This is a genomic window from Nitrosospira sp. Nl5 (genome assembly GCF_900102495.1).
Taxonomy (GTDB): domain Bacteria; phylum Pseudomonadota; class Gammaproteobacteria; order Burkholderiales; family Nitrosomonadaceae; genus Nitrosospira.
In genome coordinates this window covers 200,771-227,307 of sequence record NZ_FMVQ01000002.1, presented here as the reverse complement: position 1 = coordinate 227,307, position 26,537 = coordinate 200,771, and the positions used below count along the sequence as shown (strand labels likewise).

The following is a 26,537-nucleotide window of genomic DNA, read 5'->3' as shown; positions in this document are numbered from 1 at the left end:
ATTACTTTAACTATATTCCGTAATTACCTGATCTAATTGATGTTTAATCTATTTTCTTAATTGTTTTGGCTGAATGCCATTCTCATGATTTATCCCATATTCAGGTTCAACAAAACCTACAAAGAGCTTGTTTTTTAATTTTTTTAGCTCATCCCTGTGTTGTGCCGCCTGTTCGAATTCCAGATTTTTTGCGGCATCCAGCATTTTCTTTTCCAGCAGCTTGATTTCTTTCGCCAACTGTATCTCGCTCATGGAATCATAACGCGCCTGCACCTGCGCAGCCTTTAGGTGCTGCTGAGCGGTTTCGATGTTGTACACGCCGTCAATCAAGTCCTTCACGCGTTTGTGCACGCTTCGCGGGGTAATACCATGTTCCTGGTTAAACAGGATTTGCTTATTACGCCGGCGCTCGGTTTCATCCATTGCCCGACGCATGGAATCGGTAATTCTGTCGGCGTAAAGGAGCGCGGTGCCGTTTATATGGCGCGCCGCGCGGCCTATCGTCTGGATCAGTGAGCGCTCCGATCGCAGGAAACCTTCCTTGTCGGCGTCCAGTATCGCAACCAGCGATACTTCCGGAATATCCAGGCCTTCCCGCAGTAGATTGATCCCTACCAGCACGTCGAATTTACCCAGTCGCAGGTCCCGGATAATTTCCACGCGCTCCACCGTATCGATGTCGGAATGGAGATAGCGCACCTTGATGCCGTGATCGGAGAAGTAGTCGGTCAAATCCTCGGCCATGCGCTTGGTCAGCGTGGTGACGAGCACCCGCTCTCCCTTGCGGGTACGCAGGCTGACTTCCGACATCAGGTTGTCAACCTGGGTGCTTGCGGGACGGATCTCGATTTGCGGGTCCACCAGGCCGGTGGGACGTACCACCTGCTCCACCACCTGACCGCTGTGGACACGCTCGAACTCCGCCGGGGTGGCGGAAACAAACACCGTTTGCGGCATCATTTTCCTGAATTCATCGAACCTGAGCGGGCGATTGTCCAAGGCGGAAGGCAGACGAAAACCAAAATCCACCAGGTTTTCCTTGCGAGAACGATCTCCCTTGTACATTCCGCCCACCTGCGGGATGGTGACATGGCTCTCATCGATCACCATCAGCGAATTAGGGCGCAGATAATCAATTAAGGTTGGCGGAGGCTGCCCCGGCATCTTCCCGGAAAGATGCCGGGAATAATTCTCGATGCCCTTGCAGAAACCGAGTTCATTAAGCATTTCGAGATCAAAACGGGTGCGCTGTTCAAGGCGCTGCAACTCCACCAGCTTGTTATTCTGCTGAAAAAAATTGATGCGCTCGACCAGCTCGGCCTTGATGGTATCGATTGCCCGAAGAGTGGTGCTTCTGGGGGTGACATAGTGACTGGACGGATAAACGGTGTAGCGCGACACCTTTTTCAAAGTGCGCCCGGTGAGCGGATCAAACAGCGTCATGCTTTCCACTTCATCGTCAAACAGCGATACGCGTACCGCGGTTTCGGAGCTCTCCGCCGGAAATATGTCAAGTACGTCTCCCCTCACCCTGAAGGTCCCACGGCTGAACTCGATTTCATTACGCTCGTATTGCATTTCAATCAGGCGCTGTATCGCCTCGCGCTGTGTGATTTTCTCGTTTTCGCGCAAATGCAAAATCATGCCGTGGTAATCCACGGGATCGCCGATCCCGTATATGCACGAGACGGTGGCAACGATGATGGCATCATCCCGCTCCAGCAGCGCCTTGGTCGCGGACAGGCGCATCTGTTCGATGTGCTCGTTAATGCTTGAGTCCTTTTCGATGAACAGGTCGCGCGAAGGAACGTAAGCTTCCGGCTGATAGTAGTCGTAATAGGAAACAAAGTACTCGATGGCGTTTTCCGGAAAGAATTCCCGCATCTCGGCATAGAGCTGGGCTGCCAGCGTTTTGTTTGGCGCCATGATTATCGCGGGGCGTCCAAGCCGCGCGATGACGTGAGCCATGGTGAAAGTCTTGCCGGAACCGGTTACGCCCAGCAGTGTCTGGAATGCAAGGCCGTCCTCTATCCCTTCCACCAGCTTGTCGATGGCTTCCGGCTGGTCGCCGGCTGGCGTAAACGATTGATGCAGCTTGTAAGGACTATTGGGGAAGGTAGCGATCACAGGTATAATTTCCAGCTTGCTCAGCTTGGTTAGGGGCCTAATTTATTTCCTGATTATTTCTTAACTGTTTCATCTGGCTAATTTTATCATACGGGCGCAACCCCATCAGCGTAAGGACATTATCGTGGAACTCTCAAAGCGCGTTCAGGCCATCAAGCCCTCCCCTACCCTTGCCGTCACCGCCCGCGCGGCCCAACTCAAGGCGGAAGGAAAGGACATCATCGGACTTGGCGCCGGCGAGCCGGACTTCGATACCCCGCAGCATATCAAGGATGCGGCGATTATCGCCATCAACAAGGGTTTCACCAAATACACGGCGGTGGGCGGTACCCCCGGCCTGAAAAACGCGATCATCGCCAAATTCAAACGCGACAATGGTTTCGACTATACCGCGAAGCAAATCCTGGTTTCGTGCGGGGGCAAGCAAAGCTTTTTCAATCTGACACTCTCCGTCATCAACCCCGGCGACGAGGTCATCATTCCTGCCCCATACTGGGTTTCCTATCCCGATATCGTTCTCATCGCCGAAGGAAAGCCGGTCATCGTTGAAGCCGGCATCGAACAGGATTTCAAAATAACCGCGGCGCAGCTGGAACAGGCGATTACACCCAAAACCAGGATGTTTGTCATCAACAGCCCCAGCAACCCTTCAGGGGGAGTCTACACGGTGGAAGAGCTGAAAGCCCTGGGCGAGGTCCTGCGCAAGCATCCGGATATCCTGATCGCCACCGATGACATGTACGAGCATATCCTGCTTTCCGACAGCAAATTCGTGAATATCGTCAATGCCTGTCCTGACCTGTATGCGCGTACCGTCGTGCTCAACGGCGTATCCAAGGCCTACGCCATGACCGGCTGGCGCATCGGCTATTGCGGCGGGCCGGCACATATCATTACCGCCATGGAAAACATCCAGTCCCAGAGCACCTCAAACCCAACTTCCATTTCGCAAGTCGCCGCGGAAACCGCGCTGAATGGCGATCAGTCCTGCATTGTACCCATGGTGATGGCATTCAAGGAACGCAACCAGTTTGTGACGGATGCACTCAACGCCATGCCGGGCGTCAAGTGCCTGCTGTCGGGAGGAGCGTTCTATGCCTTCGCCGACACGCGCGAGGCAATCGGGCGATTGCATGCCAAAGGGGTACTGGAAGACAGCAGCGATATCGCCTTTAGCGAATATCTGCTGGAACATGGCGGCGTAGCGGTGGTGCCTGGCTCGGCGTTCGGGAGCGAAGGGTATATTCGTCTTTCCTTCGCCACTACGATGACCAACCTGGAAAATGCACTGCAGCGCATTGCGAAGGCTTTGGTTTAAGCGCGCAAGCTGAACGCCCGCCCCCAGGGAATTTTTACCAGTACCCCGGCGGCACCATGTAAAGCCCCGTGTCCCATTTCCATTCACGGACTGGATTTTCAGTCATGGCGTTCTTGTCGTCCGGCTGCGCGGTCCAGTGAAAATCGCAGACGTTTCCGTTGTGCCCCACAAAAGTGTGTATCCCGCCGTTGGCAACACCGACAAAAAATGGTGCGTTTTCCAGCTTCTCCAGCAGGGCTTCGGTATTGCTGTCCGGCGTCACATCGCGGTAACCGCTGATGAGTGCGTCGCAGCGCACACCGCTCGAATCAGGAACCGGCGACTTCCACACGCGTGAACCGGCCTTCGCCATGTTCAGGGCGCCCAGTTTCTCGCGCTCACCCGAATTGGCAAGGTCCTCAGCGGTTCGCGGCGAATAAAACACCGCCGCCCATCCGTCCTTCTGCAATTCTTCGCACAGAACGGTTCCGCGCAGATCGGCGTCCTTCACCTTGCGGTTGATTTCGGTAAAACGCGCGCCATAGCCCGCGCCCTCATAGGCCGCCTTGACATTCTGCATTACCCACCCGATGCATGAACTTTCCTGAAGACGAGCAGCCTGACCTGACGTGTTTTTGATCGCGACGGACCCAGGCTCAACTGCCACCATCCGCCAATTTCCCGCGCTCATGGCATCCAGCTGCGTTTGCAGGGCCGGAAGATTTCCCCTGAGAATATCGTCATGGAAAGGCGAGTGGTCGCCGTAATAGAGGCCCACCCCGGTATTGTCGATTGCGGACTTATGCGCGTTACTATTATCGGTAATGCTCTTGTCACCGAGCTCCGCGACTTTCTTCCAATTCACCGCGCCGCCCGCTGCAGGCGCAGGACTAACCGCCTTGGCGAACAGCCACTCCGCAATGGATAAGGCGGGGGAATCGGATATGGTGTTGACGTTGCCGTCATGGTCATAACTATCGATGGTTTCCCACAATTTCTCAAGATTTTGTGTGGTGCCTTCGATAACATCGTGATCGGCAACATTCGCCACGTTCAAGTCGGGATAAACACTCCTCAATTGGGCGACGTCGATGGATTTTCCCTTGAGGCGGTCAATGAAGGTAGCGTGGTCGAGTTTGGGCATCCTGCGGTTCCCTTGCGGTTACGATAAAGAAAAGCGATGTGGCAACAGAGGCCGTGCGCGTTTGCTTGCATCTCCCCTCGCCTGTTGCCGATCGCATATTAACTTTAGCATCAATTTGGGAAAGTTCAACGTCAACATACGAGATACGAGGCGATCTATCCCGTCCCGAGAGAGCCGGTCATTGCATTCAAGACCTGGCGGATAAGATATTCCTGCGCTTTATTCAGGTCAAAATGGTGAAACTGGAGAACTGCCGCTATGCTGTAATACACGTACTTCCCTAGGAAAACCGCATTCAAGGGGGTGCGAAAAGCCGTGGTGCACCCTCGCAAAAAGTAGCGTTATTTGTTGATATATTTATTATTATTCAGTTGACGCAGACGCGTTCGCCAGTATAAGATTTGCGCGGGCGAGTCGACATCTTTCCGGAAGACTCCCAAAGCGGAACATATCGAGTAATTGACATTGCCATCATGCTTTATGGGGGAATTAACATGAAAATAGCGGGTTTGAATTTCGTGAAGCATAACGTGGCCTCTGTCCTGCTGACTGCGTCAGCTATCGTGTCGGTCACCGCCGCAACGGAGGCGATGAGCGTCCCCTTCACAGTCAATGCAATCATCCATGAGGAAACGGGTCCGGGGAGACCGGGTTGCAGCACGCCGTTCGGATTTGGAGGTACGATTACCGGCACTGGAACAAGCTCTCTGTTTGGAAGGGTATCGGTTGAAGGTAATGATTGCATTACTCCCCAGGAAAAGGGCTTTTCGTTTGAAGGAAAGATGACATTTACCGTGTTAGGCGGAGATCAGATCTTTGCCGACTATGAAGGCATGTTCACGCCGACAGGCATTCAATCCATATTCGCATTTACGGGTTCCACTTTCGATATCACCGGCGGCACGGGAAATTTCCTGCACGCGGACGGTTACGGAAGATTACAGGGAGGTGAAGACATTTCCACCGGGTGGGGAGTGTTGCGGGCAACGGGCACGATAACCGATTTCATAAGAGACCAGGATCACAAGGGAAAGAACAAGGACCACAAGGACAATGACCGCAAGGACAGCGGCCCCGGGCGTAACAATGTCTCTGTGACTGACGGCCTCGATAGCAGCCTGTTCCCCAGCGGGCAGCAAACTCTTGGTGACTATTTTTATCAGGATCAAAATGGACGGCTGCTCGCGATAAATGCGCTGCCGGAATCCGGCTCCCTCGCCTTGCTGGGAATCGGATTGGCCGGTCTAATGGCGATACGCCGGCGCAAGCCGGCCAACTCAGCCTACTGAAAAATACGGATTGCGGTAGAAGGGTCTACTTCCGCTCGGGATGATTCAAGCCTCGCATGCAGATTGTAGTCAAGTTCAACCCGAAAATAGAGGCCGTGGTCTGCCCGACTTAAAGAAAGCGGGATCCAAAAATTCCCATTCTTCAAGCCCACCGTACTATCAGCGTCATGGCGAGGCGCCAGAAGAGCTGGACAAGCTCCTGTTAGCGCCGCGGGCGACATCCATCATGATCTGTAGCGTGTCCGCAACCAGTTGCTCGACCACCGGAACAAAGTAAGGAAGTGACAGCATCAACGCGACCATCCCCACCATTAGCGTGATCGGGAAGCCCACCGCGAAAATATTCAGCTGAGGGGCAGCCCGGGTTAAAATGCCGAGCGCCAGGTTTACGATCAATAGTGCCGTTACCACCGGCAACGCAAGTCCCAAGCCGGCTTCAAAGATTTTGCCGCCCCAATCCGCGAGTATCCTCCAGCCGCCGGCCGAGAATGGCTCGGCGGAAATCGGAAATACGGTGAAGCTTTCCGCCAGCACCGACAGCATCAGCAGATGGCCGTTAACGGAAAGAAATACGAGCGTCGCCAGCAGGCCGAGGAATTTGCCCACCACCAGCGTACTGCCCTCGCTCTGGGGACTGAAAAAGGTGGCGAATCCCAGCCCCATTTGCAGGCCGGCTATTTCGCCTGCCATCTCCACCGCACTGAACACGATGCGCATCGCAAAGCCCATCGCCAGGCCGATGATGATCTGTTGGCCGAGAATCAGGAGCCCTTCGGGAGAAACCGGTTCGACCCCCGGCAATGGGCCGAGAGCGGGTGCGACGACCAGCGTGATGAACACCCCCAGCCCGATCTTCACGCGTTTTGGAATTGCCGTATTTCCAAGCACCGGCGCCGCCGCAAGAAGCGCCAGGATACGCGCCAGCGGCCACAGGAAGGAGACCAGCCAGGCGTTGAGCTCAGCGGAGCTGAGGGTAATCATGGACGGCGGCTTCTATGACAGGATTGCTATCCCACCATCGCCGGAATTTCCTCCAGTATCTGCCGCATGTAATCGACCATGACAGAGAGCATCCAGGGTCCGGCCACCACCAGGGTCGCGAACAGGGCCACCAGCTTGGGGATGAATGATAAAGTCATTTCATTGATCTGTGTGGCGGCCTGAAAAATGCTTACCAGCAAGCCGGTCGCCAGCGCTACCAGCAACAGGGGTGCCGAAACCATCAGGGTCACTTCCATGGCCTTCTGGCCCAGAGTCATTACGCTTTCAGGGGTCATCGTTTCCTCCTCGGTCAATCTATGAAGGATGGCTTGAGTAAAGGTTTTTCACCCTCGCCATGCTACCAAGCTAGTAAAAACTCTCCGCCAGCGAACCAATCAGCATATGCCACCCGTCCACCAGTACGAACAGCATGATCTTGAACGGTAGCGCCACCAGGGCGGGTGATACCATCATCATACCCATCGACATAAGCACCGAAGCCACCACCATGTCAATGATTAGAAATGGAATGAACACTGCGAAGCCAATCTGGAATGCGGTTTTCAGTTCGCTGGTGGCAAAGGCGGGAACCAGTACCCGCAACGGCACGTCCTCCGGGCCAGTCAGTTGCGGACCGCCGGAGAGCTTGACGAATAACGCCAGATCAGCTTCGCGGGTCTGCTTCATCATGAAAGCCTTGAGCGGAGCCGCGCTTCTCTCCAATGCCTGGGCCTGGGTTATCTTGTTATGGGTAAAGGGCTCGTAGGCGTCGGTATAGATCCTGTCGAACACAGGGCCCATGACGAAAAAGGTAAGAAACAGCGCAAGCCCGACGAGTACCTGGTTGGGCGGTGAGGACTGGGTTCCCAGTGCCATGCGCAGCAGCGAAAACACGATGATGATGCGGGTAAAGCCAGTCATCATCAGCAGCGCTGCAGGCAGGAATGAGAGCGCCGTCAATAGCAGCAGCGTTTGCAGGCTCAGCGTATAATTCTGTCCGCCGCCGGGAAGTGGGGTGCTGGTGAACGCGGGTAAGCCGGGAGCCTGGGCCTGGGCTAGCGCCAGCAACGGCGTGGCAAGCAGTGCGATGGCCAGTGCAGCCCGCGATGCCACGGGTACCGTGGGCGGAAGGCTGTCATTTCCCAGGCCGTTATTTTTCATTCCGCCTCTCCATCACCCGCCTGAACCATGCGGAAAAGCCCGCGTCACCAACCTTATCGGCGACCTGTTCGCCGAGAGCCGCGTTCCCCCCCTCCCCCTTGGCCATGGTATGCAACGCGGTTATGTGACCAGGCGCGACGCCGATGACCAGCCAGGTGTCGGCAATTTCCACCAGCACCACCCGCTCACGCTGACCGACAGCCGACCCGCCAATAACTTTGATCGCGCTGGCAGGACTTCGCGATATGCCGCCGAAACGCCTGAGTAGCCATGCGGAGCAGGCGATCACCGCGAGCACCAGCCCCAGGCCAAGCATGACCTGGAACAGGCCTCCATCGGAAACCGGGGAACTGGCTGCTGGCGCCGCAGTTGCGGCATTGGCCGGCAATACTGAACAACCCAATAATACGATGGTGAAAAAAGGCCACAGTCCCGCAAAGTTCTTCCGTTGCAGGGCGCTAGCGCGACGAAATGAATCCCTGGCGATTGCATTCTTACTCAAGATGGCCGCCAGGAATGCGTTGATGTACCGTGATTCATCTATTTTATGCCCGGGGATTCAACTTACCGGTTTAATTTACGGATTCGCTCGCTGGGCGTGATGATATCGGTCAGACGAATGCCAAATTTTTCGTTGACCACCACAACTTCCCCCTGGGCAATCAAACAACCATTGACCAGCACGTCCATCGGTTCGCCAGCCAGGCCATCCAGTTCCACCACCGAGCCTTGCGCCAATTGCAGCAGATTCTTGATGGCAATTTTGGTGCGTCCCAACTGCACGGTAAGCTGGACCGGTATGTCCATTATCATTTCGATGTCGTTATGGATTTCGGCCTTCGGCGTACCGGCGAATTGCTCGAAAATCTGTGCGGGGGCGACATCCGCCGCTGCGGCGGGCTTGGCCATGGTCGCTTCCTGCTCTGTTATACGGGCGGAATTGGCTTTCTTAGCGGGCATGTTCGGTTCCTCTGGTTGATTCGTAAAGGGTCGGGCGGAAAGATTGCGGCGTTCGACGGGCATTATTCACAATCCGCTAGTTGTAGCGAACCCGCGATAAGGTGAGGCAAATAATATTTGTGCATCATGGCGCCGAACTGAGAAGTGAGTAAAAAATGAGCAGCCAATTATCGGAGTTGGAATTTATTCGTTGCTGATGGAACCAAGCATTTTTTCCATGCGTAAAGCATACTGGCCATTGGATATGCCGTAGCGGCATTCCATCACCGGCACCCCATCCACGCTGGCAGTCACAAATTCAGGGATATCCAGGGAAATGACGTCACCCACCTGCATATTGAGTATCTGATCGAGAGTGACCTGCGCATAGGCCAGGTCGACCAGCATGATTACCTCGGCCGCCTGCACCTGTTTCGACAACCGGCCGACCCATCGTTTGTCCACCTCCAGCGACTCACCCTGCATGCTGCTGGAAAGCAGATCGCGGATCGGTTCGAGAATGGAGTACGGAATGCAGATGTGCATTTCTCCCACTGCCGAACCGAAGCTGACCTCGAAAGTGGTGGCGATCACCACTTCATTGGGCGTCGCCACGTTGGCGAACTGAGTGTTCGTTTCCGCCCGCACATACTCGAATTCGATGGGATAGACCGGCTGCCAGGACTTGCCGTAGCTGTCAAACACCAGGTTGAGCAAGCGCTGGATAATGCGCTGCTCGGTCTGGGTGAAATCCCGGCTTTCTGCCTGGGGTTGACACCGCCCGTCTCCACCGAACAGATTGTCCACCACCAGGAACACCAGCGTCGGATCGAACACGAACAGGGACGTACCACGCAACGGCTTGACGTGCACCAGGTTCAGATTGCTCGGCACTACCAGGGTACGCACGAACTCGCTGAATTTGATTGCTCGTACCGGGCCGACCGTGACGTTTGCGCTACGGCGCATGAAATTGAACAAACCCAAGCGCAAAAGCCGCGCGAAACGCTCATTGATGATTTCAAGCGTCGGCATGCGCCCGCGCACGATGCGCTCCTGCGTCGCAAGATTGTAGGGCCGAAAGCCGGAGCGTGGATTGACGTTCCTGCCTGACTCGGTCTCGGCAACCCCCTTAAGCAGGGCGTCCACTTCTTCCTGTGAAAGAAAATCGTTGCTCATGTCTCTACTGGATCACGAATGAAGTAAAAAGTACACTTTGCACCGCATGCTCCGGGGCGTTCTCGCTAAATGGCTGCCTTATCTCCGCGAGCAGCTCGGAAGCAAGTTTCTTCTTGCCGTCAACGGCAGCGACCTGTGAAGCCGCCTTACTGGAAAGCAGCAACAGGACGCGGTTCCGCACTTCCGGCATATGCAATTTGATCAGCTCCGCCGCTTCGGCGTCCGCCATCTTCAAGGTCAGGTTGGTCTGTAAATGCTGGTCGCCGTGTTCCGATTGAAGGTTCACGGTGAACGTCTCCAAGCTCAAAAAAGCCGGTGACTTCTGTTTTACCCCATCCTGCGTCTGGCCCAGATACCAGGCCGTACCCCCGCCTCCGGCCCCGAGCAACAGCATGGCGGAAATGATTATCAGCGTCAGCTTCCCGCCCCGCGATTTCTGATCGGCTGCCCCTGCAATATTGGATACCTTATTTTCCCTATTACCTTGCATATTTGCCTTGCTTGCCATGACGTATCCTGTTAGGAAGTATTGATGCGAATTATCAAGCCGATTGGAAGCTGATGATGCCGCAAACAGAGGGGGAAAAAGTGGCTATCTCGGAACTTGAGCCGGGGCATGACGCCATCCGTGCGAAAGGAATTGGAGAGCAGGCGAAACGCCGCAAACGATCGCAATTGACCCATCGTTGCCTATTGCGGATAAAAACTGATTTTGCCTGTTGCCGGTCGGCGGGCTGGTTGCCCGGCAATGGCCGCTACTTTTCAGGTGAATTGAACGGGCTGGGTGACCGCTCAGGCAAATGTATCCACCAGCCTGCTTCTGCCGGTATCGATATAACCCATGCCGATAGTGGTGCTTTTGGTACTTTTGATCTCTGACGCCCCGATTGCGTCTCCGCCGCTGCGCCGGGGCGTGTCCGCATGGTGTTGCCGCTCGAACCCCCCCTGCTGTTGAGGCGTATCGGCGCTGACAGTCGTGTTGCCCAAACTGATTCCACTCTCCGCCATCATTTCCTTGAGCCGCGGCAGCGCAGCTTCCAATGCCTGACGCACGTCGGCATGCTGCGACACAAATGTCGCGCTGGCCTGATCATCCGTGATGGACAGAATCACTTGCAAGGGCCCCAGATCAGGCGGGTCGAGGTTCAGCTCGGCCACCTGCTGCTGATTGGAAACCATCCACAGGATTTTCTGACCCAGGGCATTATCCCACCCGGCAGCGCCGATACGGGGCTCCAGCCATAGCGCGGTATGGACGGGTGCGCCGGCGGCGGCAGGTACGGCACCTTGCTCCGGTGCGAAAACTGCCAGAGCTGCGGACACATTGACGAGACCCGGGATGTGTACCTCCTTGGGCGTCGCCAGTTCCAGCAAGGATTTTTCGCATTTCTCGCCTTGTCCCGGCACGCTGAAATCCGGCGAACTGAATTCCACCTGTCGCGCCGCGCTCTGCGTGGCACTCAACGTCAGCTTGGTCGCTGTCTCATCCTGGATATCCTTGGTAACGGCAGCGTGCTTCCCTCGCATTGGCGCAACCGCGGCAGCTGCCAAAGTGGCCGCAGTCCGGGACTTCAGATCGCCGGCTAACGCGGGTGTTATCGCCCCCTGAGCGCCAGTTCCGGCTTTGCCTGCGAGTGCACTAACCAGGCCGGACTGTATGACCGCGATGGCGGCTTGCTGGCCAGCGGCAGTGGCCGATTCCGCCTGTGGCACATCTGCTCTGGCATCTACTCCGGCATCAGCCAGGGCATTGCGAGAGACATCCACTCCGGCAGCGGCAGGAATATTCCTTCCGACATCAATACGGGCCTCGGCTCCGGGCTCGGGCGGGACTCCAATCCGCTCTTCCGCCGAGGTCTCCGTTGGGTTCCCGGCTGCGATCCTGATTGAGGGATGATGCGCCACGCTCAGCCCGGGGAGCATGCCCGTAAGTTCCGTGAGCTGGGGCGTAGTGGCAATTATGGTAATGGTGGCGATATCGGATTTCGTTTCCGCTTTTTCCTGCGTCTCCGTGCCCTTCACATCCACCAAATTCTCCAGCTCCTCTAATCCCGCCAAATCCATATCCTTCAAATCTATGGAATCTTTCAAGCCTCCCGAATCTTTCAAATCCTTCAGATCCTCGACGGTAGCTCCCGTATTTTCCGGGAGTTTACTTGGCGCTGTATTTGACGTAGCGCCCGTATTCGCCGGTGTGGCCTCGGCCGCCTCGTACCTGCCATTCATTTCGTCCGCCAACACTTTGTCGAAGCTGGCATTGCCGCGTTGTACGTCTCCGTCGGCATCACCGCTGGATATGGTGTGTTTGATTGGGGAGGGCGAAAAATTGTTTGACGGATTTTGTAACAAGGGGATATTTTGCATGATTGTCTCAGTGCTCGGCTTGGTGTTCAGCGGTGGTCAGCTTAGTGATCAGTTGTGCCAGGTTTATGATGGATAGACACTCTTAGCGTGAGGGATCCTGGCGCGCGGCCGTATTCCCCACATGCTCGTCCGTTTCTTTCTGTTCGCGCCTTGCCAGGTGCAGCAAATCCGCACGCATGTGGCGTTGTGCCAAAGTATCATAGGACTTGAGGGTGCGTCTGGCCGACTGCCATGCAACCTGGCCAGCTTCGACACGACGCCGTGTGGAAGCCAAGACCTCGCGTTGCTGGACGATGGCTGCATCGAGCTTATTGAGGAATTCCTGATAATTACGCCAGTCGGACGCAGTCAGCCCACGCTGCATCGAGGCCTGGAAGCGATCGCAATACTCGTGCCAATACTGGACCAGCAAGGCGAGCCTGGCTTCCATATCCAGGCCTTGCGCATTCAGCGCGCCCAGGCGTTTTGCCGCATCGTCGGTTCGCGTTTGCGCCACTTCGAGCAGCGTGTCCAGAGCAGAGTTTTTTGTCATTTTTTTAGGTCTCGTCAGATTCCAGCTATATCGTGAGAGCCAGCAGCGCACCCAACTTCGCGGCGCTGTCCGCATGGCCGGCGCGCTCGAACATCCCCTGCTGGAGAAACTCCTCCAATCGGGGGTGCAACACGATCGCCCGATCCAGCAGCGGATCGCTCCCGTGCGAGTAGGCGCCGACGCTGATCAGATCGCGCGAGCGCTGATAGCGTGAATAGAGCTGCTTGAAGCCGCGCACCTGCTCAAAGTATTCAGGCGAGATCAGGCCGGACATGGCACGGCTGATGGATGCTTCAATGTCGATAGCCGGGTAATGGCCGCTTTCCGCGAGCTGGCGCGACAACACGACGTGGCCATCAAGGATGGCGCGCGCCGAGTCCGCGATCGGGTCCTGCTGGTCGTCCCCTTCGGTCAGGACCGTGTAGAACGCGGTGATCGAGCCGCCGCCCTTGACGCCATTTCCGGCGCGCTCCACCAGCTGCGGCAGCTTGGCGAACACCGAGGGCGGATACCCCTTGGTGGCGGGCGGCTCTCCGATAGCCAGTGCGATTTCTCGCTGCGCCATGGCGTAGCGCGTCAGCGAATCCATGATCAGCAAAACGTTTTTTCCCCGGTCGCGAAAATACTCGGCGATGGAAGTAGCGTAGGAAGCGCCCTGCAATCGCATCAGGGGCCATGTATCGGCTGGGGCGGCGACCACCACCGAGCGCGCCATTCCTTCCGGGCCCAGGATCTGTTCGATGAATTCCTTGACCTCGCGGCCCCGCTCGCCAATTAGTCCGACCACGATCACATCGGCGCTGGTATAGCGCGCCATCATGCCGAGCAGGACGCTCTTCCCTACCCCGGAGCCGGCAAACAGGCCCATGCGTTGACCACGTCCTACAGTCAGCAGCGCATTGATGGCGCGAACTCCGACATCCAGTATCTGATTGATTGGTTCCCGATCGAGCGGATTGAATGACTGGTTCACAAGTGGCGCGTCGCGCTCGACATTCAGCGGCCCGAGCCCGTCCAGCGGGCGGCCCACACCGTCAAGCACCCGCCCCAGCAGCTCCTCTCCCACCGGAAAATGCCTGACCCGGTCCGACGCGCGGCGGCGGCGCGAGCCTTTGCCGGATACAACCGGCGCGGAGTTGGCGGTGTGCTCCCATGGAATCACCTTGGCACCCGGAGTCAGGCCAAATACGTCATTGGTTGGCATCAGGTAAAGCCGGTCCCCGTGAAAACCCACCACCTCTGCCTCCACCCTGTTGCCATTGGGCATCAGCACGGTGCAGCCGCTGCCTACCGCAAGCTTGAGCCCCACGGCTTCCATCACCAGTCCCGTAACGCGAGTAAGGCTTCCCGAATGCTGAAAAGGATCACCCGCAGCGGCCACAGCGCCACAATCTTTGAGAAAACCCCGCCACTGGCCCAAATGGGAGTTGGTATCGGTATGAGCAGGAGCCTGCATCGTGTTCATCCTGAAATGTGCTGAAAGATAAGTGGTCAGCTGCCGGGTTCGGAATCGTCCAGCCAGCGGCTATTCTGCCCGAACGCCTGGCCGATGCGCTGCCAGCGCGTCGCGAGGCTGGCATCGACCTGGCTGCTGCCTACCTTGACGCGGCAGCCGCCGCGCTCCAGGTGGGGATCAGTACGAATCGTGCAGTCGTTGAGTTCGTGGTTCAAATGTTCTCGTACCAGGGCAGCATCTTCCGGGTGCAGGGTCAATTGTGGCGGCTGGCTGAATGTGGACTCGCACCGGATACTTTCGCGCACCACCGCGAGCACGAGTTCTGGCTTCACGCGTAACGCCTCGCGTACCATTTGCCTGGCGAGATCAAGAGCCAGGGCAAGCAGATCGTTACCGATCGCCTGGTCCGCGTCTGCCAGGGCCCGCTGAAAACCGCTGACCAAGTCTTGCAATTTCGCGGAGGCTGCCGCGCCGCGTTCCTGGCCGGCCTTGCAGCCAGCCTCCTGCCCAGCCGCATGCCCAGCCTCGTAGCCGGCTGCGTATCCGGCCTCGTATCCCGCGGCTTGGCCCTCCTGGTGGGCCTCCTGATGTATTCGCTCGATTTGCTCGACGGTCGGTAGAATGACGGCGGTGGCGGCCTCATCCTCATCGCCCTTGCGCGGCTTGGACCCATGCATCTTGCCGGCTTGTTCGAAAGCACCCATCTCCCAACGGTGATAGGTGGCGAGACGCGCTCTGGGAATAATCTGACTAGTCATGTTTTCCTGTGTCATTTCGCATCCCGGAGGGAGCGAAAGGTTGGGGGATCGTCGTTAAACGTAACTTTCTTCGCCTTTGCCGCGGAACGCGATGGCACCCTCGTCGGAGAGCCGCCGGACGACCTGCAATATCTGCTTCTGCTGGACCTCCACCTCGCTCACCCTCACTGGGCCCATCGCCTCCAGATCTTCGCGCAACATTTCCGACGCCCGGCTCGACATGTTTTTGAATATTTTTTCTCGTACTTCTTCCGCAGCCCCTTTCAATGCCACGATAAGCGAATCCGACTGGACTTCGCGCAGCACCAGCTGAATGCCGCGGTCGTCGATATCCATCAGGTTTTCGAATACGATCATCTGGTCCATTATTTTCTGTGCAAGCTCCGGATCGAATTCGCGCAAGTTGTCAAGTACGGAAGTTTCGGCCGAGCTGCCCATGAAATTAATGATTTCCGCCGCCGTCCGGATACCGCCCACCGGGCTTTTGTTGATATTTTCGCTACCCGACAACAGGTCGGTCAGCACATCGTTGAGTTCCCGCAAGGCCGAGGGCTGGATCCCCTCAAGCGTGGCAATACGCAGCAGTACGTCGTTGCGCAGTTGCTCGGGGAGCTGTCCGAGAATGTCGCTTGCCTGATCGCGGTCAAGATAAACCAGGATGGTGGCGATGATCTGCGGATGCTCACTTTTGATCAGCTCCGCCACCGAGGGCGAATCGATCCATTTGAGTCCCTCGATGCCGCTGGTGTCGCTGCCTTCCAGAATACGGCTGATAATATCTGCGGACTTGTCCTCGCCCAGGGCTTTATGCAGCACCGAACGCGCATAACTCTCCGCATCAATGGCAAGGGCGGTAGTCTTGTCTTTGGGCTGGCTCCAGAACTCGCTGATTACGCTATTGACCTGCTCCTGGCTCAGGTTCTTGAGCTTTGCCATGGCTGTGCCGATCTTCTGCACTTCTCGGGGGGTGAGATGCCTGAGCACCCGCACCGCCTCATCCTCACCCAACGACAGGAGCAGAATTGCACTCTTGTTGATGCCTAGTTCATTCATGGCTGACCCATTGCTTGATCACGCTTGCCACCATTTTGGGATCGTCCCGTGCCAATTGCCGGGCCAGCGCAAGCCTCTGATCATAATTATGATCATGCTCGGGAAGCTGCGGCGTTTGCTGCGGTGCGGGTATTGGCTGCAAGGATTGATCCTCGCTGTTTCCCGCCAGCAACGATGAACTCTCGGGCGGCTGATTCATGCGCTTCAGCATTGGGCGCAGGACGCCCAACACCAGGTACAGAATCAGGGCGCCGACCAGCAATGTTTTTGCAATCTGCTTGGCAAGCTCGATCACTTCCGGTTGCCGCCACAGGGGCAGATCCGGCACGGCTTCTCTCTCCATATCCGTGAACGGGCTGTTGACCACGTTCAATGAATCGCCGCGCTCCCGATTGAAACCCATGGCCTCTTTTACCAGGTCCGTGATCTGGGCTCTTTCCGTTTCGCCCAGCGGCTGAGTGCTGACCACCCCATTCGCATCGGTTACCTTGCGGTGGTTGACCACTACCGCCACCGACAGCCGCTTGACTCCACCCACCGGCCTGCGCACATGTTGAATGGTTTTGTCGACCTCATAGTTGATGGTAGCGTCCTTGCGCGTATTGGTGGGCGGCTTCGCCGGTATGGCAGGCTCCGCGCCGGCCGGGTCAGGTGTACCAGGCACGCCGGGTGCGGGAGGCTGACTGGGAGGCGCGGTCGTGATGGGGGCCGTTGCCGGCAGCGGGGGCTGATTGGAAAGCGCTCCCGGCACGCCGCCCTCGCCATAGCCGGCTACAGTGCTCGATTCAGACGTCTGCTGGCTGCGCACCGCGGAATTTTCCGGATTCTGGTTCGGCTTGTAGAGCTCGTCCATCTGCTCCGAATGCGCGAAGTCCACGTCCGCCGCGACCTGCGCGCGCACGTTCTCCGGTCCGACAATAGGGATCAGGATCGCCTCGATACGTTTCACATAACTCTGCTCCAGCGCCTGCAAGTACTTCAACTGGTTGGGGTCCAGGCCGGCGCTGGGGTTGGATTCATCGGTCTTGCTTAAAAGATTGCCGCTCTGGTCCACCACCGTGACGTTTTTGATGGGCAGATTCGGGACGCTGCTGGAAACCAGATGTACGATCCCGTTCACCTGCTGCGGATCGAGTGAGCGGCCGGGGTAGAGATTTACCAGCACCGAGGCGCTAGGCTTCTGTTGTTCGCGCATGAACACGGATTGCTTGGCCATGGCCAGGTGGACCCTGGCGCCGCTCACTGCCGCCAGTGCCTGCACCGAGCGGGCAAGTTCGCCTTCCAGCGCGCGCTGGAAATTCACCTGTTCCAAAAACTGGCTGGTACCGAACTTCTGGTTTTCCATCAACTCGAAGCCCACCAGGCCGCCCTTCGGCAATCCCTGCGAAGCGAGCTTGAGACGCGCATCGTGCACCTCGCTGGCAGGTACGAGGATTGCCCCACCGCCTTCGGCAAACTTGTACGGCACGTTCATTTGTTGCAGGGATGCGACGATCGCGCCTCCATCGCGGTCCGACACATTGCTGAACAGTACCCTGTAATCAGGAGCCTGGCTCCACATCCAGCCACCCGCAAGCAAGGCAATGATGGCGGACGCAGCCAGCATCAGGCCCATCTTTGGCTGGCCGGATATCCGGCTCAGCAAACCCTGCGGATCGATTAGATTCTGCGGTCCGCTTACCGCAACCGCTTCCGCGCCTGCCGGCATTAATGCCTCCCTAGTGATTCACCATGCATCGATAAAGTACTTTTTGCGATTGTCACCGGATACCTGCGTTTTCATATTTTTGATGAATGACAGCATTATCAATATCCGCGGGAGATTCAAAGCAGCGAAAAGAGGCAAGTTTTCCGCTCATTTCAGGACACGGACTGAAACTCGACGGTGCTATCTTGCGCATACCCAGAAGACATCGCAGCGGAGATAGCATGGATGTATCGAAAATAGATGGAATGCTTGCCCAATTGAGAGCAGGAGCGGCGATCGCCGCCGGCAAGGGCGGGCCCGTCGCGACACCATCGAATGCCGGGGAGAATTATGGAAGCGAAGGTGTCGATTTCACCACCGTGCTCAAGAATTCCCTGAATCAGGTTGACAACTCCCAGCAGCACGCCGCCAAGCTTATGCGGGATTTCGAAATCGGCGCGCCGGGCGCAAACCTGACCGAGACAATGATCTCGATGCAGAAGGCGACTATCTCACTCCAGTACACCGTGCAGGTGCGCAACAAACTTGTCATGGCATATCAGGACATCATGAACATGCCGGTGTAAGGGGTTCTCGGTAGATACTCTGTTCGCTGTCAACAACGATATTTTTGATTTTTTTTATGCAGGCACATTCCCTACACCTACTTCCCCTTTACCCTGTCATTCCCGCGAAAGCGGAAATCCATGGGTTCTCGGTTGCCCCGAATTCACCCACTACAGAATGACGGCTTGTTCCAGCCAGGGTCTGGTTCCCGCTTTCGCGGGAATGATGAAGCTTTGTAGATACTCTATTCACAATCAACAATATTTCGGTTCGGGGCGAATCGTCCACAGCGGCGGCTATATGGAGTTATCATCATCTGGCGCCACCATCGTTTTTCCGTTCGCCGATTTTGTCGGTGACACACCGAATTGCGTAAGCAGCGCGGGCATGCCCTGCTCCCTTGACTGCGTGGGATTCGCCGAAGCCGGGAGCGGAAGTGCCGCGCCTGCTTCCAGCTTGTAGAGCCAGGCAAGCACCTCTGCGACCGCCCGGTAAAGTTGTGGCGGAATATGTTGATCCAGATCCACCTGCATCAGCAGCGAAACAAGCTCCGCCGATTTGTGCACGTAAATGCCGTGGGCCCTTGCCTCGCTGATAATGGTCTCGGCGATCAGGCCGCGGCCCTTGGCGACGACTTGCGGAGCCGCCTGCGCTGCACGGTAGGCCAGCGCCACGGCAACCTCGCGCGGATCAGGCTTTCTCATCAAGTTCCACTCCTATGCCCAGCAATCTGATTCCGGCCGACTCCATCCCATTCGCCAGAGGGATGGCGCTGGCGCGCAGGACGGCCGCGGCCGCCGGCTCCGCCACGGTGACGCGTACCTCCACGCCGCCCGCGCCCAGCCGCAGCCTGGCGGCAACTTGCCCCAGGTTCGGCAAGGTCAGGCTCAAGCAGGTCCGCCAGATACCGCATGGCTGCCCGGCCGCTTCCTGCTCTTTCGCCAGTTGCGGCGCTTCTTCGTCTACCTCCCACACGATGGGCTGCCCCGGCCATGCCATACCCTGCCAGGCCAAATGCCTTGTCTCAAGGACTTCCAGCTGTTGCCGCACCAAAGGCAGGGCATCGGGATGAACCGGCGCATAGGCCCCAGTGCCGGCATTGTTTGCCGGCACTGTCGCGCCCGGCTCGGCGCCAAAATCCGCGAGCACGGCCGAAGCCGGAACAGGGAGCCCGGACAGGCGCGCCTGTGGCTCCAGCAGCAATTCTATTACCGGTTTGGCGCCGGAAATCCACTGCGCCTGGTGGGCTTCGTAAAACAGGCCGCTTCGGCCAAATGCGCGCCCCAGGCTCTGTGCCAGTTCGACGCCATCGACAGGTGGAGCGGCAAGCAAAGGAAAATGGGAGGGAATCGCGCCCTGTAACATAGCGGAGCCACCTTGAAACACCGGCCGCCGCAGCAGACTGTCGAGGAAGCGGCCCGTCTCGCTTAACAACGGGGAAGCCTCTGCTGGTGGTGCGCCGGCCATGAGCGCGAAGGTCGGCCTCGGTTCCCGGGAAATAAAAACCAGGTTCAACAGGTCGCCTGCACGGACGCTTGCGGGCAGCTTCATGTGCAGCATCTGCCCATTTTCCTTCCCCGTTTGCGGCAGATGCAGGGACACCATAAATTCATCACCGGCCAGATTGGCCTGCACCGTTGCTCGCAGGTGCTGCCCCGGTTCCAGCCCCGCCAGGAATTGCGCTTCACCTGGTCGGCGATGGGTCAGCGCCAGGCTCGGGTAGACGCGGGCTAATGCATTTAACGCGTTGAGCCCAAACATTGAGTTCCTCCATCCCTCACCCGCTCCGCCGCCTTCCCCCGACAGCCCTCCTCAACCCTTTAACCTGGCAGCCTGCCGGGTTTAAAGGAAATCGGCTGCAGAAGAGACAGGAGATAGCGTGATTTGAAACGATTCATTCACTGGACGGTCTGGTGGCTGGTCAGGCAGTCATGCGCTGGCGCCGCCCCCGGCGTCTGGGTCATACGCCCGGCGCAGGCGGCGCTCCATGCCCGCATTGCCAAGCAACGTTTGCACACGTTCCATCCAGGGCTCGGCGTGGCGGCGTATTTCCGCATCGTCGGCCAGAATCTTGTGAATCAGTTCGACTTTCTGCCGTAGCACATCGCTTGTCAGCGTCAGCCGCACGGGTTCCACCGCCTCGAATTGCGCCACCAGAGCGGCGCAATGCCGCTCAAGTGCAGTCAGCTTTTCCCACTCGCCGGCTCGGGCCGCTCCGGCCATTTCTCCTGTGATGTTGGAAATGGATCGATATACGGCGAGAGTTTCCATGCTGTTCATCGGCTCACGCTCTTCCGTAGCCGGAGGCCATTGCAGAGTCCGATGGGCCGGAGCGACCATCGCCGGGCGGAGTGGAAGACCCGATCGCTTCCCATGCTTCGCTCAATTCGCCAAGCAGGCGCGCCACTTCCTCGATGTATTCGGGTTTGCCATGCAGGTTGGCCAGCAGCAGGCGGCGGCTCATATACTCGTAGAGCGCGCTCAACTGCTGTGCCAGCTCACCCCCGGCCTCAACGTCGAGGCTGGCCCGCAGACCGGAGCTGATAATCGTAATCGCCTTGGAAATGGCCTGTCCCTTGGCGGTGATCTCACCATTTTTCATATGGATGAGAGCCAGCGACAATGCGACCTTCGCACCCTCGAACAGCATCAGGATAAGCTTGTGCGGGTTGGCTGCAACGACGCCGGTTTCGAGGCCGACGCGGGCGTAGGCGTTTGCGCCGTAATGGGGGGATGCGGTATACATATCACGTCCTTTAAGAATTATTCTTCTGCAGAGCATCCAATTGCTGCTGGAAAAACTCACTGGTCTGGGTCAGGCTGCTGAGCATCACGTCCAAAGCGGTAAACTGCGCCCGATAGCGGGCCTCGATGGCGGTCAGGCGCCGGCTGAAATCTTCCTGGCGGCGGTCGATATCCTCGATACTGGCGGTGATGCCGTCGGTGCGGCCGGCGATAATGCCATCGCTCGTCAGTAAATCTTCCATCAGCTTGTCCAGGCGGTCGGCGTAACCACGCGAGAAGGCCACCGTGCCGCGAGCGCCAGGCAGGCCGCCATTGACGGCGAGACTCAAACCTTCAGCCGCATCGCCGACGGCGGCGGTAAGCACCTGGCCTACTCCGGTGGCTGCCACGCCATTGATGGTGCCGGCCACATCCACTCCGGTCGTCGATACCGGACTCGCTCCCATCAGATCGCTGGCTCCGTTGCCGCCGATGATGGCGACGCCGGAGGTTGGGCCGTACGTCGCGGATGTAATGCTGAGCACGCCGGCAGCCTGTGAAACCAGGACCGAGATACCTGCGTCCGCCAGGCTGGCAGCACCGTTCAGCTTGCTTTGCACCTCCGCAGCCAGCGCATCGGCCGATGCATAAGTTCCGGCGGCAAGTGTGACGCTAGCCACCACCCCATCCGCACTGATATTCAATTGATCGTTGACGCCGGCGGTAATGGTCAGTCCCGCTGCCTGACTGCCAGTGAGGCTGGCCTGCGTTGCCAGTTGCGTTACCGTGACTGCATAGCTTCCAACTGCCGTTTTATCCGTCGAGCCACTATAGGCGATCAGGCCATCTGTTGGCTTGCCGCGCACGGCGAACAGGCCGGCAATATCGTCAAAATTATTATCTAGCGCCGTTTGCAGCTTGACGGAATCCAGCGCCAGTGTGCCATCCTTCTGAAAGGCGACGCCGATTTGCGACAATGAAGTGATGCTGCTGGCGCTATCGGAAATGCCGCTCACGGAAGCCGAAAGTGTACTGCGGATCCAGGACTGGATAGACATGGTCGCCGAATCGCCCTGCAGTATCGCGCCTTGGCCGGTTGCCGCGTTATAGGCACTGAGACTCGTAAGCGTCTGATTGACGCTATTGAATGACTTGACGAAGGCCTCTACCGAAGCCTTGACCCCGGCGCTGTCGCGCGCCACGTTAAGCATGGTCGGGCTGCCGGTATTGGTCTTGAGCAGATTGAGCGTGACTCCCTCGATCGCATCGGTAATCGTGTTCGAGAGCTTGCTGATGGCAATCCCATCGATCTCGAGCTTGGCATCCTGTGCCGTCTGCACTTGGGTGAGGTTCTTGCCGGAACCCACGGCTGCTGTCGGATCGAAGGCGATGCGCGACAGCCCGGCTGTATCCAGGTTGGCGCCATCGTCGTCGCTGGCGGTAATTCTGAAGCTGTTGGCAGCGCCGGTATCCTTGCCGGTGACAACCAGCCGATCGCTGGTGCCGTCATTGATGATCGTCGCGCTAATGCCGATATTCGCCGCATTGATCGCGTCGCGCACGCCGGAAAGCGTATTGCTCGACGGATCAATGGTCACGGTCTGCGCGGATTTTTCACTGTTCAGGGTAAAGGTGTTGGCGCCGCTATCGTAAGTGCCATACTGAATTGTCAGGGTACCGCTGCCGACCGCGCTGGAGGTGCTGGCGAAACCGTCGGAATGGATTTTCTGCTGTTGCGCCAGTTGCTGCACTTCCACCGAGTAGCTGCCCGGCACCACCTTGCCGCTGGCGGCTGCGGTCAATACGGATACGTCCGCCGCACTGGCCGTACCAGCCTGAAACTTTGTCCCATCGGCCAGCCCCTGCATTGCTGTCTGGAACGCCGACAGGGCGCCCTTCAACGTCCCGAAAGCGGAGAGCTTCGCCTGGAAATCCGCTTCACGCTGCGCCAGTAGTGTAAGCGGCCGGCGTTCCACTGCCATCAACTGGCTAACGATGCCATTCACATCGAGATTCGAACCGACGCCCGGCGCGGATATACCCATGTCTTTCTCCCTTATCTTCCTGATATTTCCTGTACTTCCTGTATTCCGCCTGATGCCCTGTATGCGTTGATACCTGTAGGACTGTTGGCGATGTTCCACCGGACCCTTGCTCCATGCCGGTCAAGCTTTTGTATGCAGCAGCAAACCTTTTAACTGGTCGAGCGATTTGGCCAGGACCAGCATCTCTTCCATGGGAATCTGCCGCACCAGGTCGCGAGTCGCGCTGTCGATGATCTTCACCACGGCTCTCCCGGTATCGGGGTCGATGCTGAACTCCAGCGTCGACCTGATCGGCTGGCTGATTTGTTGCGCCGCCGGCGTGCGCGGTACCGATTCCGGCTTTGGGACAATTAGTGCGCCATCCGCTACCGGGGTAACCCTCGGCGCTGGCGTGCTTTGGCCTGTGGCCGCCGCCTGGTTGCCGTTGCCAGGCTGTTCAATTCGCATCGCAGACTCCCTTCAACGGTTAAAATCCAGATAATCCGGGTTAAACTGCAAAATTTGAACCCGGGGGATCGCCCCGGGTTCGTCCATGGCAGCTGGCTCCTGGCCAGTTACCCTGATTAACCTCTCAGCAAGGCCAGCACCGATTGCGGCATTGCATTGGCCTGGGCCAGCATCGCCGTACCCGCCTGTTGCAATACCTGGTTCCGGGACAGCGTAGCCGTTTCGGCCGCGAAATCGGCATCCACGATACGGCTGCGGGATGCTGTCAGATTCTCGGCGGTGGTTTGCAGGTTCGAGACGGCTGACGAAAAACGGTTCTGATACGCGCCCAGGTCAGCCCGGCCCGCGTTGAGCGCGCTCAATGCCGCGTCCATCGAGGCGATGGCGGTATCGGCGCCTGCGGTAGTATCTATCGCCAACGAGGTGAAGCCGGCGACAACGGTGGCTGTTGCGGCGGTCGTGGCGTCGGTCAGCCCGGTTCGCGCCGTGGTGGCGGAGGCGCCGACAAACTCCACGTCGATGCCGGCACTTGACGTGCTGGTCAGCGTCAGCGCACCGGTGCCGCCCACTGTGGCGGTAACGCCGGTGCTGCCGGTTATCGCGTTGATGGCTGCCGCGACGGCGGTTCCTTGAGGAACAGCGCCGGCAACGGCGGTAATGGCGCCCACGGCAACACCATTGATTTCCAGAGCACCCGCGGCGATATCATCCGCCGGCGAGGCGAGCGCCGCGCCGGGGGCGACGCCGACCACGCTGGTTGCATAGGTGGTGGTGGTGCCCAAGGATGTGGTCTGTGCATTGACCAGGCTGCTGATACTGATGGTTTCGCCGACGTTGGCGCCGATCTGGAATGCCTGGTTGGTAAAACTGCCATCGAGCAGATTGATGCCATTGAATGCGGTCGTTGAAGCGACCCGGTCGATTTCATCCTTGAGCTGCTGGACTTCGTTGTTGAGCGCGGTACGGTCGCTTGCGCTGTTGCTCGCATTGCGCGATTGCACCGCCAATTCGCGGATACGTTGCAGATTGTTGCCGACTTCTCCCAGCGCGCCCTCGGCGGTTTGCGACATCGAGATGCCGTCGTTCGCGTTGCGAACCGCCTGGTTGAGGCCGCGGATCTGGGAAGACATACGCTCGGAAATCGCCAGTCCCGCGGCGTCATCCTTGGCGCTGTTGATGCGCAGCCCCGAGGACAGGCGTTGCAGGCTGGTCGCAAGCGCGCCCTGCGAACTGTTAAGATTGCGTTGCGCATTGAGCGAAACGACGTTGGTATTAATTACTGCAGCCATTTGAATCTCCTTGATTAAATTTGATGGAATGACACCCTACAGCTGTCAACTTTGATCAACCTGTTTTGTTTGTAGCCGATCAACCGCTGTTATGATGATTAACGGCGGCCCAGGAGATAAATTTAATCGGTTCGCCGGGATTTTTGCGCAGCTCGAATTGGATAGTATTTCCATCTTCTGTCGCCCCCGTAGGGCTGGACAAATGGCCGGACTGTTATGATAAGCGGGGAGCAGGACATGTTATCCGCCGATTAACGGGGAATCCACACGGTATATCCGGGCTTAGATTGCTGATAGGGGGACTTGATGAGGGCTTGTTCCAGCAATTCAAATGTCATTTACAATAGTAACAACACCGGAGGGATGGAATTTACGAAACCGCGTTACTGCGCCGTCGCGCAGCCGCCATGCCAGCGTTGAGCAGGGCGAGGACACGACCCGCAATGGCGCCTAGCGGCAACTCCTCGTGAACTCCACCAGCGGCAATTGCTTCCTTTGGCATGCCGAATACCACACACGTCGCTTCGTCCTGTGCAATGTTCCGGGCACCCGCATGTTTCATGTCAAGCATTGCTGTCGCGCCATCCTTGCCCATGCCGGTCAGCATGATACCAATTGCATTGGCGCCCACGTGTTGGGCGGCCGAGCGAAACAGCACCTCGACCGAAGGACGGTGATGGTGCACCGGCGGGTCGTCGGAGAGCGTGACGACATAGTTCGCGGCGCTCTTGCGCACTGAAAGGTGCCGGCCGCCGGGCGCAATGTAGGCATGGCCCGGGACTGCCCGCTCGCCGTGCTCGGCTTCTTTGACGCGGATCCGGCACAGGCTGTCCAGCCGTGCTGCGAACAATTTGGTAAATCCCTCAGGCATGTGCTGGGTGATCAGAATCGCAGGACAGTCGGGCGGCATCTGCATCAATACGTCCTTGATTGCTTCGGTGCCGCCTGTCGATGCGCCAATGACGATCAGCTTCTCCGTCAACGCCATGTGATTGGCCAGCTTCGGCAGCAGCGCTTCGATTTTTTGCTTCGGCCCGATTGCGGCTGCCGGGCGCTTCCGGATACGGGCAGTCGACGCGGCGCGAATTTTGCCGGTAATCTCAAGCGCATAATCCTGTAGCCCGGTAACGATATCAAGCTGGGGCTTGGAGACGAAATCGACCGCCCCGAGCTCGAGCGCATGCAATGCCACCTCCGAACCACGTTGCGTCAATGTCGATACCATGATGACCGGTATTGGCCGCAGACGCATCAGTCGCTCGAGAAAATCGAGACCATCCATTTTTGGCATCTCAACATCGAGCGTCAGTACGTCGGGTTCGAGATTGCGGATCATTTCGCGCGCGGCAATGGGGTCGCCGGCGGTTCCCACCACCCGCATATCCGGCTGGGCGTCAATAATCTTGCTCAGCATTTTACGAATCAACGCCGAATCGTCTATGATCAAAACTTTAATTGGCTTGATGGGAATATTGGCGTCTGTTGGAGTTGGCATACC

General features: G+C 57.7%; 26 protein-coding genes. 3 read left to right on the top strand and 23 right to left on the bottom strand.

Annotation, left to right across the window (positions count from 1 at the left end):
• Window positions 1–48: 48 nt before the first annotated feature.
• Window positions 49–2,127 (bottom strand): excinuclease ABC subunit UvrB, encoded by a 2,079-nt coding sequence (gene uvrB, locus BLP45_RS03425; protein WP_090369788.1) that lies wholly within the window; start codon window positions 2,125–2,127, stop codon window positions 49–51.
• Between the two features lie 124 nt (window positions 2,128–2,251).
• Here uvrB and BLP45_RS03420 point away from each other — a divergent pair, with 124 nt between their 5' ends.
• The gene (locus BLP45_RS03420) at window positions 2,252–3,445 is read left to right on the top strand and encodes a pyridoxal phosphate-dependent aminotransferase (protein ID WP_090369786.1); all 1,194 of its coding nucleotides are present in this window, start codon (window positions 2,252–2,254) and stop codon (window positions 3,443–3,445) included.
• Window positions 3,446–3,479: 34 nt separating this feature from the next.
• Here the strand turns inward: BLP45_RS03420 and BLP45_RS03415 are convergent, their stop codons facing one another.
• Complete coding sequence (locus BLP45_RS03415; protein WP_090369784.1) at window positions 3,480–4,568, bottom strand: hypothetical protein; 1,089 nt, start codon at window positions 4,566–4,568, stop codon at window positions 3,480–3,482.
• Between the two features lie 494 nt (window positions 4,569–5,062).
• Between BLP45_RS03415 and BLP45_RS03410 the strand changes: the two genes are divergently transcribed.
• Entirely contained in the window at window positions 5,063–5,857 is a 795-nt protein-coding gene (locus BLP45_RS03410) for a PEP-CTERM sorting domain-containing protein (RefSeq protein WP_218117936.1), read from the top strand.
• 165 nt (window positions 5,858–6,022) lie between these two features.
• Here the strand turns inward: BLP45_RS03410 and fliR are convergent, their stop codons facing one another.
• The 13 genes from fliR to fliF all read right to left on the bottom strand — a co-directional run bounded on the left by fliR (window position 6,023) and on the right by fliF (window position 17,988).
• Window positions 6,023–6,838 (bottom strand): flagellar biosynthetic protein FliR, encoded by an 816-nt coding sequence (gene fliR, locus BLP45_RS03405; protein WP_090369779.1) that lies wholly within the window; start codon window positions 6,836–6,838, stop codon window positions 6,023–6,025.
• Window positions 6,839–6,864: 26 nt separating this feature from the next.
• Entirely contained in the window at window positions 6,865–7,134 is a 270-nt protein-coding gene (fliQ, locus tag BLP45_RS03400; RefSeq protein ID WP_090369778.1) for a flagellar biosynthesis protein FliQ, read from the bottom strand.
• A gap of 70 nt (window positions 7,135–7,204) precedes the next feature.
• A complete protein-coding gene (gene fliP, locus BLP45_RS03395; protein ID WP_090369776.1) occupies window positions 7,205–7,999 on the bottom strand; it encodes a flagellar type III secretion system pore protein FliP in 795 nt (264 codons plus the stop codon).
• Window positions 7,989–8,501, bottom strand: coding sequence for a flagellar biosynthetic protein FliO (gene fliO, locus BLP45_RS14870; protein ID WP_256327656.1), 513 nt, complete (start codon window positions 8,499–8,501; stop codon window positions 7,989–7,991). The genes fliP and fliO overlap by 11 nt, the downstream gene beginning before the upstream one ends.
• Window positions 8,502–8,563: 62 nt before the next feature.
• A complete protein-coding gene (gene fliN, locus BLP45_RS03385; RefSeq protein ID WP_090370044.1) occupies window positions 8,564–8,959 on the bottom strand; it encodes a flagellar motor switch protein FliN in 396 nt (131 codons plus the stop codon).
• Window positions 8,960–9,142: 183 nt separating this feature from the next.
• Window positions 9,143–10,117, bottom strand: a complete 975-nt coding sequence (fliM, locus tag BLP45_RS03380) for a flagellar motor switch protein FliM (RefSeq protein WP_090369774.1) — start codon at window positions 10,115–10,117, stop codon at window positions 9,143–9,145.
• Window positions 10,118–10,121: 4 nt separating this feature from the next.
• Complete coding sequence (fliL, locus tag BLP45_RS03375; protein ID WP_090369772.1) at window positions 10,122–10,625, bottom strand: flagellar basal body-associated protein FliL; 504 nt, start codon at window positions 10,623–10,625, stop codon at window positions 10,122–10,124.
• Between the two features lie 284 nt (window positions 10,626–10,909).
• Window positions 10,910–12,481: a flagellar hook-length control protein FliK gene (locus BLP45_RS03370; protein WP_090369770.1), complete on the bottom strand. Its 1,572-nt coding sequence runs from the start codon at window positions 12,479–12,481 to the stop codon at window positions 10,910–10,912.
• Window positions 12,482–12,563: 82 nt separating this feature from the next.
• A complete protein-coding gene (fliJ, locus tag BLP45_RS03365; RefSeq protein ID WP_090369768.1) occupies window positions 12,564–13,013 on the bottom strand; it encodes a flagellar export protein FliJ in 450 nt (149 codons plus the stop codon).
• A 25-nt stretch (window positions 13,014–13,038) separates the two neighbouring features.
• Window positions 13,039–14,469, bottom strand: coding sequence for a flagellar protein export ATPase FliI (gene fliI, locus BLP45_RS03360; RefSeq protein ID WP_090369766.1), 1,431 nt, complete (start codon window positions 14,467–14,469; stop codon window positions 13,039–13,041).
• A gap of 35 nt (window positions 14,470–14,504) precedes the next feature.
• Window positions 14,505–15,227, bottom strand: coding sequence for a flagellar assembly protein FliH (locus tag BLP45_RS03355; protein ID WP_090370042.1), 723 nt, complete (start codon window positions 15,225–15,227; stop codon window positions 14,505–14,507).
• A 54-nt stretch (window positions 15,228–15,281) separates the two neighbouring features.
• The gene (gene fliG / locus BLP45_RS03350; protein ID WP_090369764.1) at window positions 15,282–16,280 is read right to left on the bottom strand and encodes a flagellar motor switch protein FliG; all 999 of its coding nucleotides are present in this window, start codon (window positions 16,278–16,280) and stop codon (window positions 15,282–15,284) included.
• Entirely contained in the window at window positions 16,273–17,988 is a 1,716-nt protein-coding gene (gene fliF / locus BLP45_RS03345; RefSeq protein WP_090369762.1) for a flagellar basal-body MS-ring/collar protein FliF, read from the bottom strand. The genes fliG and fliF overlap by 8 nt, the downstream gene beginning before the upstream one ends.
• A gap of 221 nt (window positions 17,989–18,209) precedes the next feature.
• Here fliF and fliE point away from each other — a divergent pair, with 221 nt between their 5' ends.
• Window positions 18,210–18,554 carry a flagellar hook-basal body complex protein FliE gene (gene fliE / locus BLP45_RS03340; RefSeq protein WP_090369760.1) on the top strand — a complete coding sequence of 115 codons (345 nt, stop codon included), beginning with the start codon at window positions 18,210–18,212 and terminating at the stop codon, window positions 18,552–18,554.
• Window positions 18,555–18,830: 276 nt separating this feature from the next.
• Here the strand turns inward: fliE and BLP45_RS15060 are convergent, their stop codons facing one another.
• The 8 genes from BLP45_RS15060 to BLP45_RS03300 form a co-directional block, all read right to left on the bottom strand.
• Window positions 18,831–19,238 carry an EscU/YscU/HrcU family type III secretion system export apparatus switch protein gene (locus tag BLP45_RS15060; protein WP_090369758.1) on the bottom strand — a complete coding sequence of 136 codons (408 nt, stop codon included), beginning with the start codon at window positions 19,236–19,238 and terminating at the stop codon, window positions 18,831–18,833.
• Window positions 19,225–20,295 (bottom strand): flagellar hook-length control protein FliK, encoded by a 1,071-nt coding sequence (locus tag BLP45_RS03330; RefSeq protein ID WP_090369754.1) that lies wholly within the window; start codon window positions 20,293–20,295, stop codon window positions 19,225–19,227. The genes BLP45_RS15060 and BLP45_RS03330 overlap by 14 nt, the downstream gene beginning before the upstream one ends.
• 168 nt (window positions 20,296–20,463) lie before the next feature.
• Entirely contained in the window at window positions 20,464–20,814 is a 351-nt protein-coding gene (locus BLP45_RS03325) for a flagellar protein FliT (RefSeq protein ID WP_090369752.1), read from the bottom strand.
• A 4-nt stretch (window positions 20,815–20,818) separates the two neighbouring features.
• Window positions 20,819–21,280, bottom strand: a complete 462-nt coding sequence (gene fliS, locus BLP45_RS03320) for a flagellar export chaperone FliS (RefSeq protein ID WP_090369750.1) — start codon at window positions 21,278–21,280, stop codon at window positions 20,819–20,821.
• A 10-nt stretch (window positions 21,281–21,290) separates the two neighbouring features.
• Complete coding sequence (fliD, locus tag BLP45_RS03315; protein WP_090369748.1) at window positions 21,291–23,303, bottom strand: flagellar filament capping protein FliD; 2,013 nt, start codon at window positions 23,301–23,303, stop codon at window positions 21,291–21,293.
• Between the two features lie 120 nt (window positions 23,304–23,423).
• Window positions 23,424–23,750, bottom strand: a complete 327-nt coding sequence (locus BLP45_RS03310; RefSeq protein ID WP_090369746.1) for a flagellar protein FlaG — start codon at window positions 23,748–23,750, stop codon at window positions 23,424–23,426.
• A 116-nt stretch (window positions 23,751–23,866) separates the two neighbouring features.
• Window positions 23,867–25,039 carry a flagellin gene (locus tag BLP45_RS03305; protein WP_090369744.1) on the bottom strand — a complete coding sequence of 391 codons (1,173 nt, stop codon included), beginning with the start codon at window positions 25,037–25,039 and terminating at the stop codon, window positions 23,867–23,869.
• A gap of 370 nt (window positions 25,040–25,409) precedes the next feature.
• Window positions 25,410–26,534: a protein-glutamate methylesterase/protein-glutamine glutaminase gene (locus BLP45_RS03300; protein ID WP_090369743.1), complete on the bottom strand. Its 1,125-nt coding sequence runs from the start codon at window positions 26,532–26,534 to the stop codon at window positions 25,410–25,412.
• Window positions 26,535–26,537 lie beyond the last annotated feature (3 nt).

Coding starts and splice junctions, on each gene's coding strand:
- fliJ (WP_090369768.1), bottom strand. CDS start 13,013: ATGACAAAAAACTCTGCTCTGGACACGCTGCTCGAAGTGGCGCAAACG.
- fliD (WP_090369748.1), bottom strand. CDS start 23,303: ATGGGTATATCCGCGCCGGGCGTCGGTTCGAATCTCGATGTGAATGGC.
- BLP45_RS03415 (WP_090369784.1), bottom strand. CDS start 4,568: ATGCCCAAACTCGACCACGCTACCTTCATTGACCGCCTCAAGGGAAAA.
- BLP45_RS03325 (WP_090369752.1), bottom strand. CDS start 20,814: ATGAACAGCATGGAAACTCTCGCCGTATATCGATCCATTTCCAACATC.
- BLP45_RS03300 (WP_090369743.1), bottom strand. CDS start 26,534: ATGCCAACTCCAACAGACGCCAATATTCCCATCAAGCCAATTAAAGTT.
- BLP45_RS15060 (WP_090369758.1), bottom strand. CDS start 19,238: ATGAGAAAGCCTGATCCGCGCGAGGTTGCCGTGGCGCTGGCCTACCGT.
- fliI (WP_090369766.1), bottom strand. CDS start 14,469: ATGCAGGCTCCTGCTCATACCGATACCAACTCCCATTTGGGCCAGTGG.
- fliL (WP_090369772.1), bottom strand. CDS start 10,625: ATGGCAAGCAAGGCAAATATGCAAGGTAATAGGGAAAATAAGGTATCC.
- BLP45_RS03370 (WP_090369770.1), bottom strand. CDS start 12,481: ATGCAAAATATCCCCTTGTTACAAAATCCGTCAAACAATTTTTCGCCC.
- BLP45_RS03410 (WP_218117936.1), top strand. CDS start 5,063: ATGAAAATAGCGGGTTTGAATTTCGTGAAGCATAACGTGGCCTCTGTC.
- fliR (WP_090369779.1), bottom strand. CDS start 6,838: ATGATTACCCTCAGCTCCGCTGAGCTCAACGCCTGGCTGGTCTCCTTC.
- fliP (WP_090369776.1), bottom strand. CDS start 7,999: ATGAAAAATAACGGCCTGGGAAATGACAGCCTTCCGCCCACGGTACCC.
- fliN (WP_090370044.1), bottom strand. CDS start 8,959: ATGCCCGCTAAGAAAGCCAATTCCGCCCGTATAACAGAGCAGGAAGCG.
- BLP45_RS03330 (WP_090369754.1), bottom strand. CDS start 20,295: ATGTTTGGGCTCAACGCGTTAAATGCATTAGCCCGCGTCTACCCGAGC.
- BLP45_RS03310 (WP_090369746.1), bottom strand. CDS start 23,750: ATGCGAATTGAACAGCCTGGCAACGGCAACCAGGCGGCGGCCACAGGC.
- BLP45_RS03355 (WP_090370042.1), bottom strand. CDS start 15,227: ATGACTAGTCAGATTATTCCCAGAGCGCGTCTCGCCACCTATCACCGT.
- fliM (WP_090369774.1), bottom strand. CDS start 10,117: ATGAGCAACGATTTTCTTTCACAGGAAGAAGTGGACGCCCTGCTTAAG.
- fliS (WP_090369750.1), bottom strand. CDS start 21,280: ATGTATACCGCATCCCCCCATTACGGCGCAAACGCCTACGCCCGCGTC.
- fliF (WP_090369762.1), bottom strand. CDS start 17,988: ATGCCGGCAGGCGCGGAAGCGGTTGCGGTAAGCGGACCGCAGAATCTA.
- fliQ (WP_090369778.1), bottom strand. CDS start 7,134: ATGACCCCTGAAAGCGTAATGACTCTGGGCCAGAAGGCCATGGAAGTG.
- fliE (WP_090369760.1), top strand. CDS start 18,210: ATGGATGTATCGAAAATAGATGGAATGCTTGCCCAATTGAGAGCAGGA.
- BLP45_RS03305 (WP_090369744.1), bottom strand. CDS start 25,039: ATGGCTGCAGTAATTAATACCAACGTCGTTTCGCTCAATGCGCAACGC.
- fliG (WP_090369764.1), bottom strand. CDS start 16,280: ATGAATGAACTAGGCATCAACAAGAGTGCAATTCTGCTCCTGTCGTTG.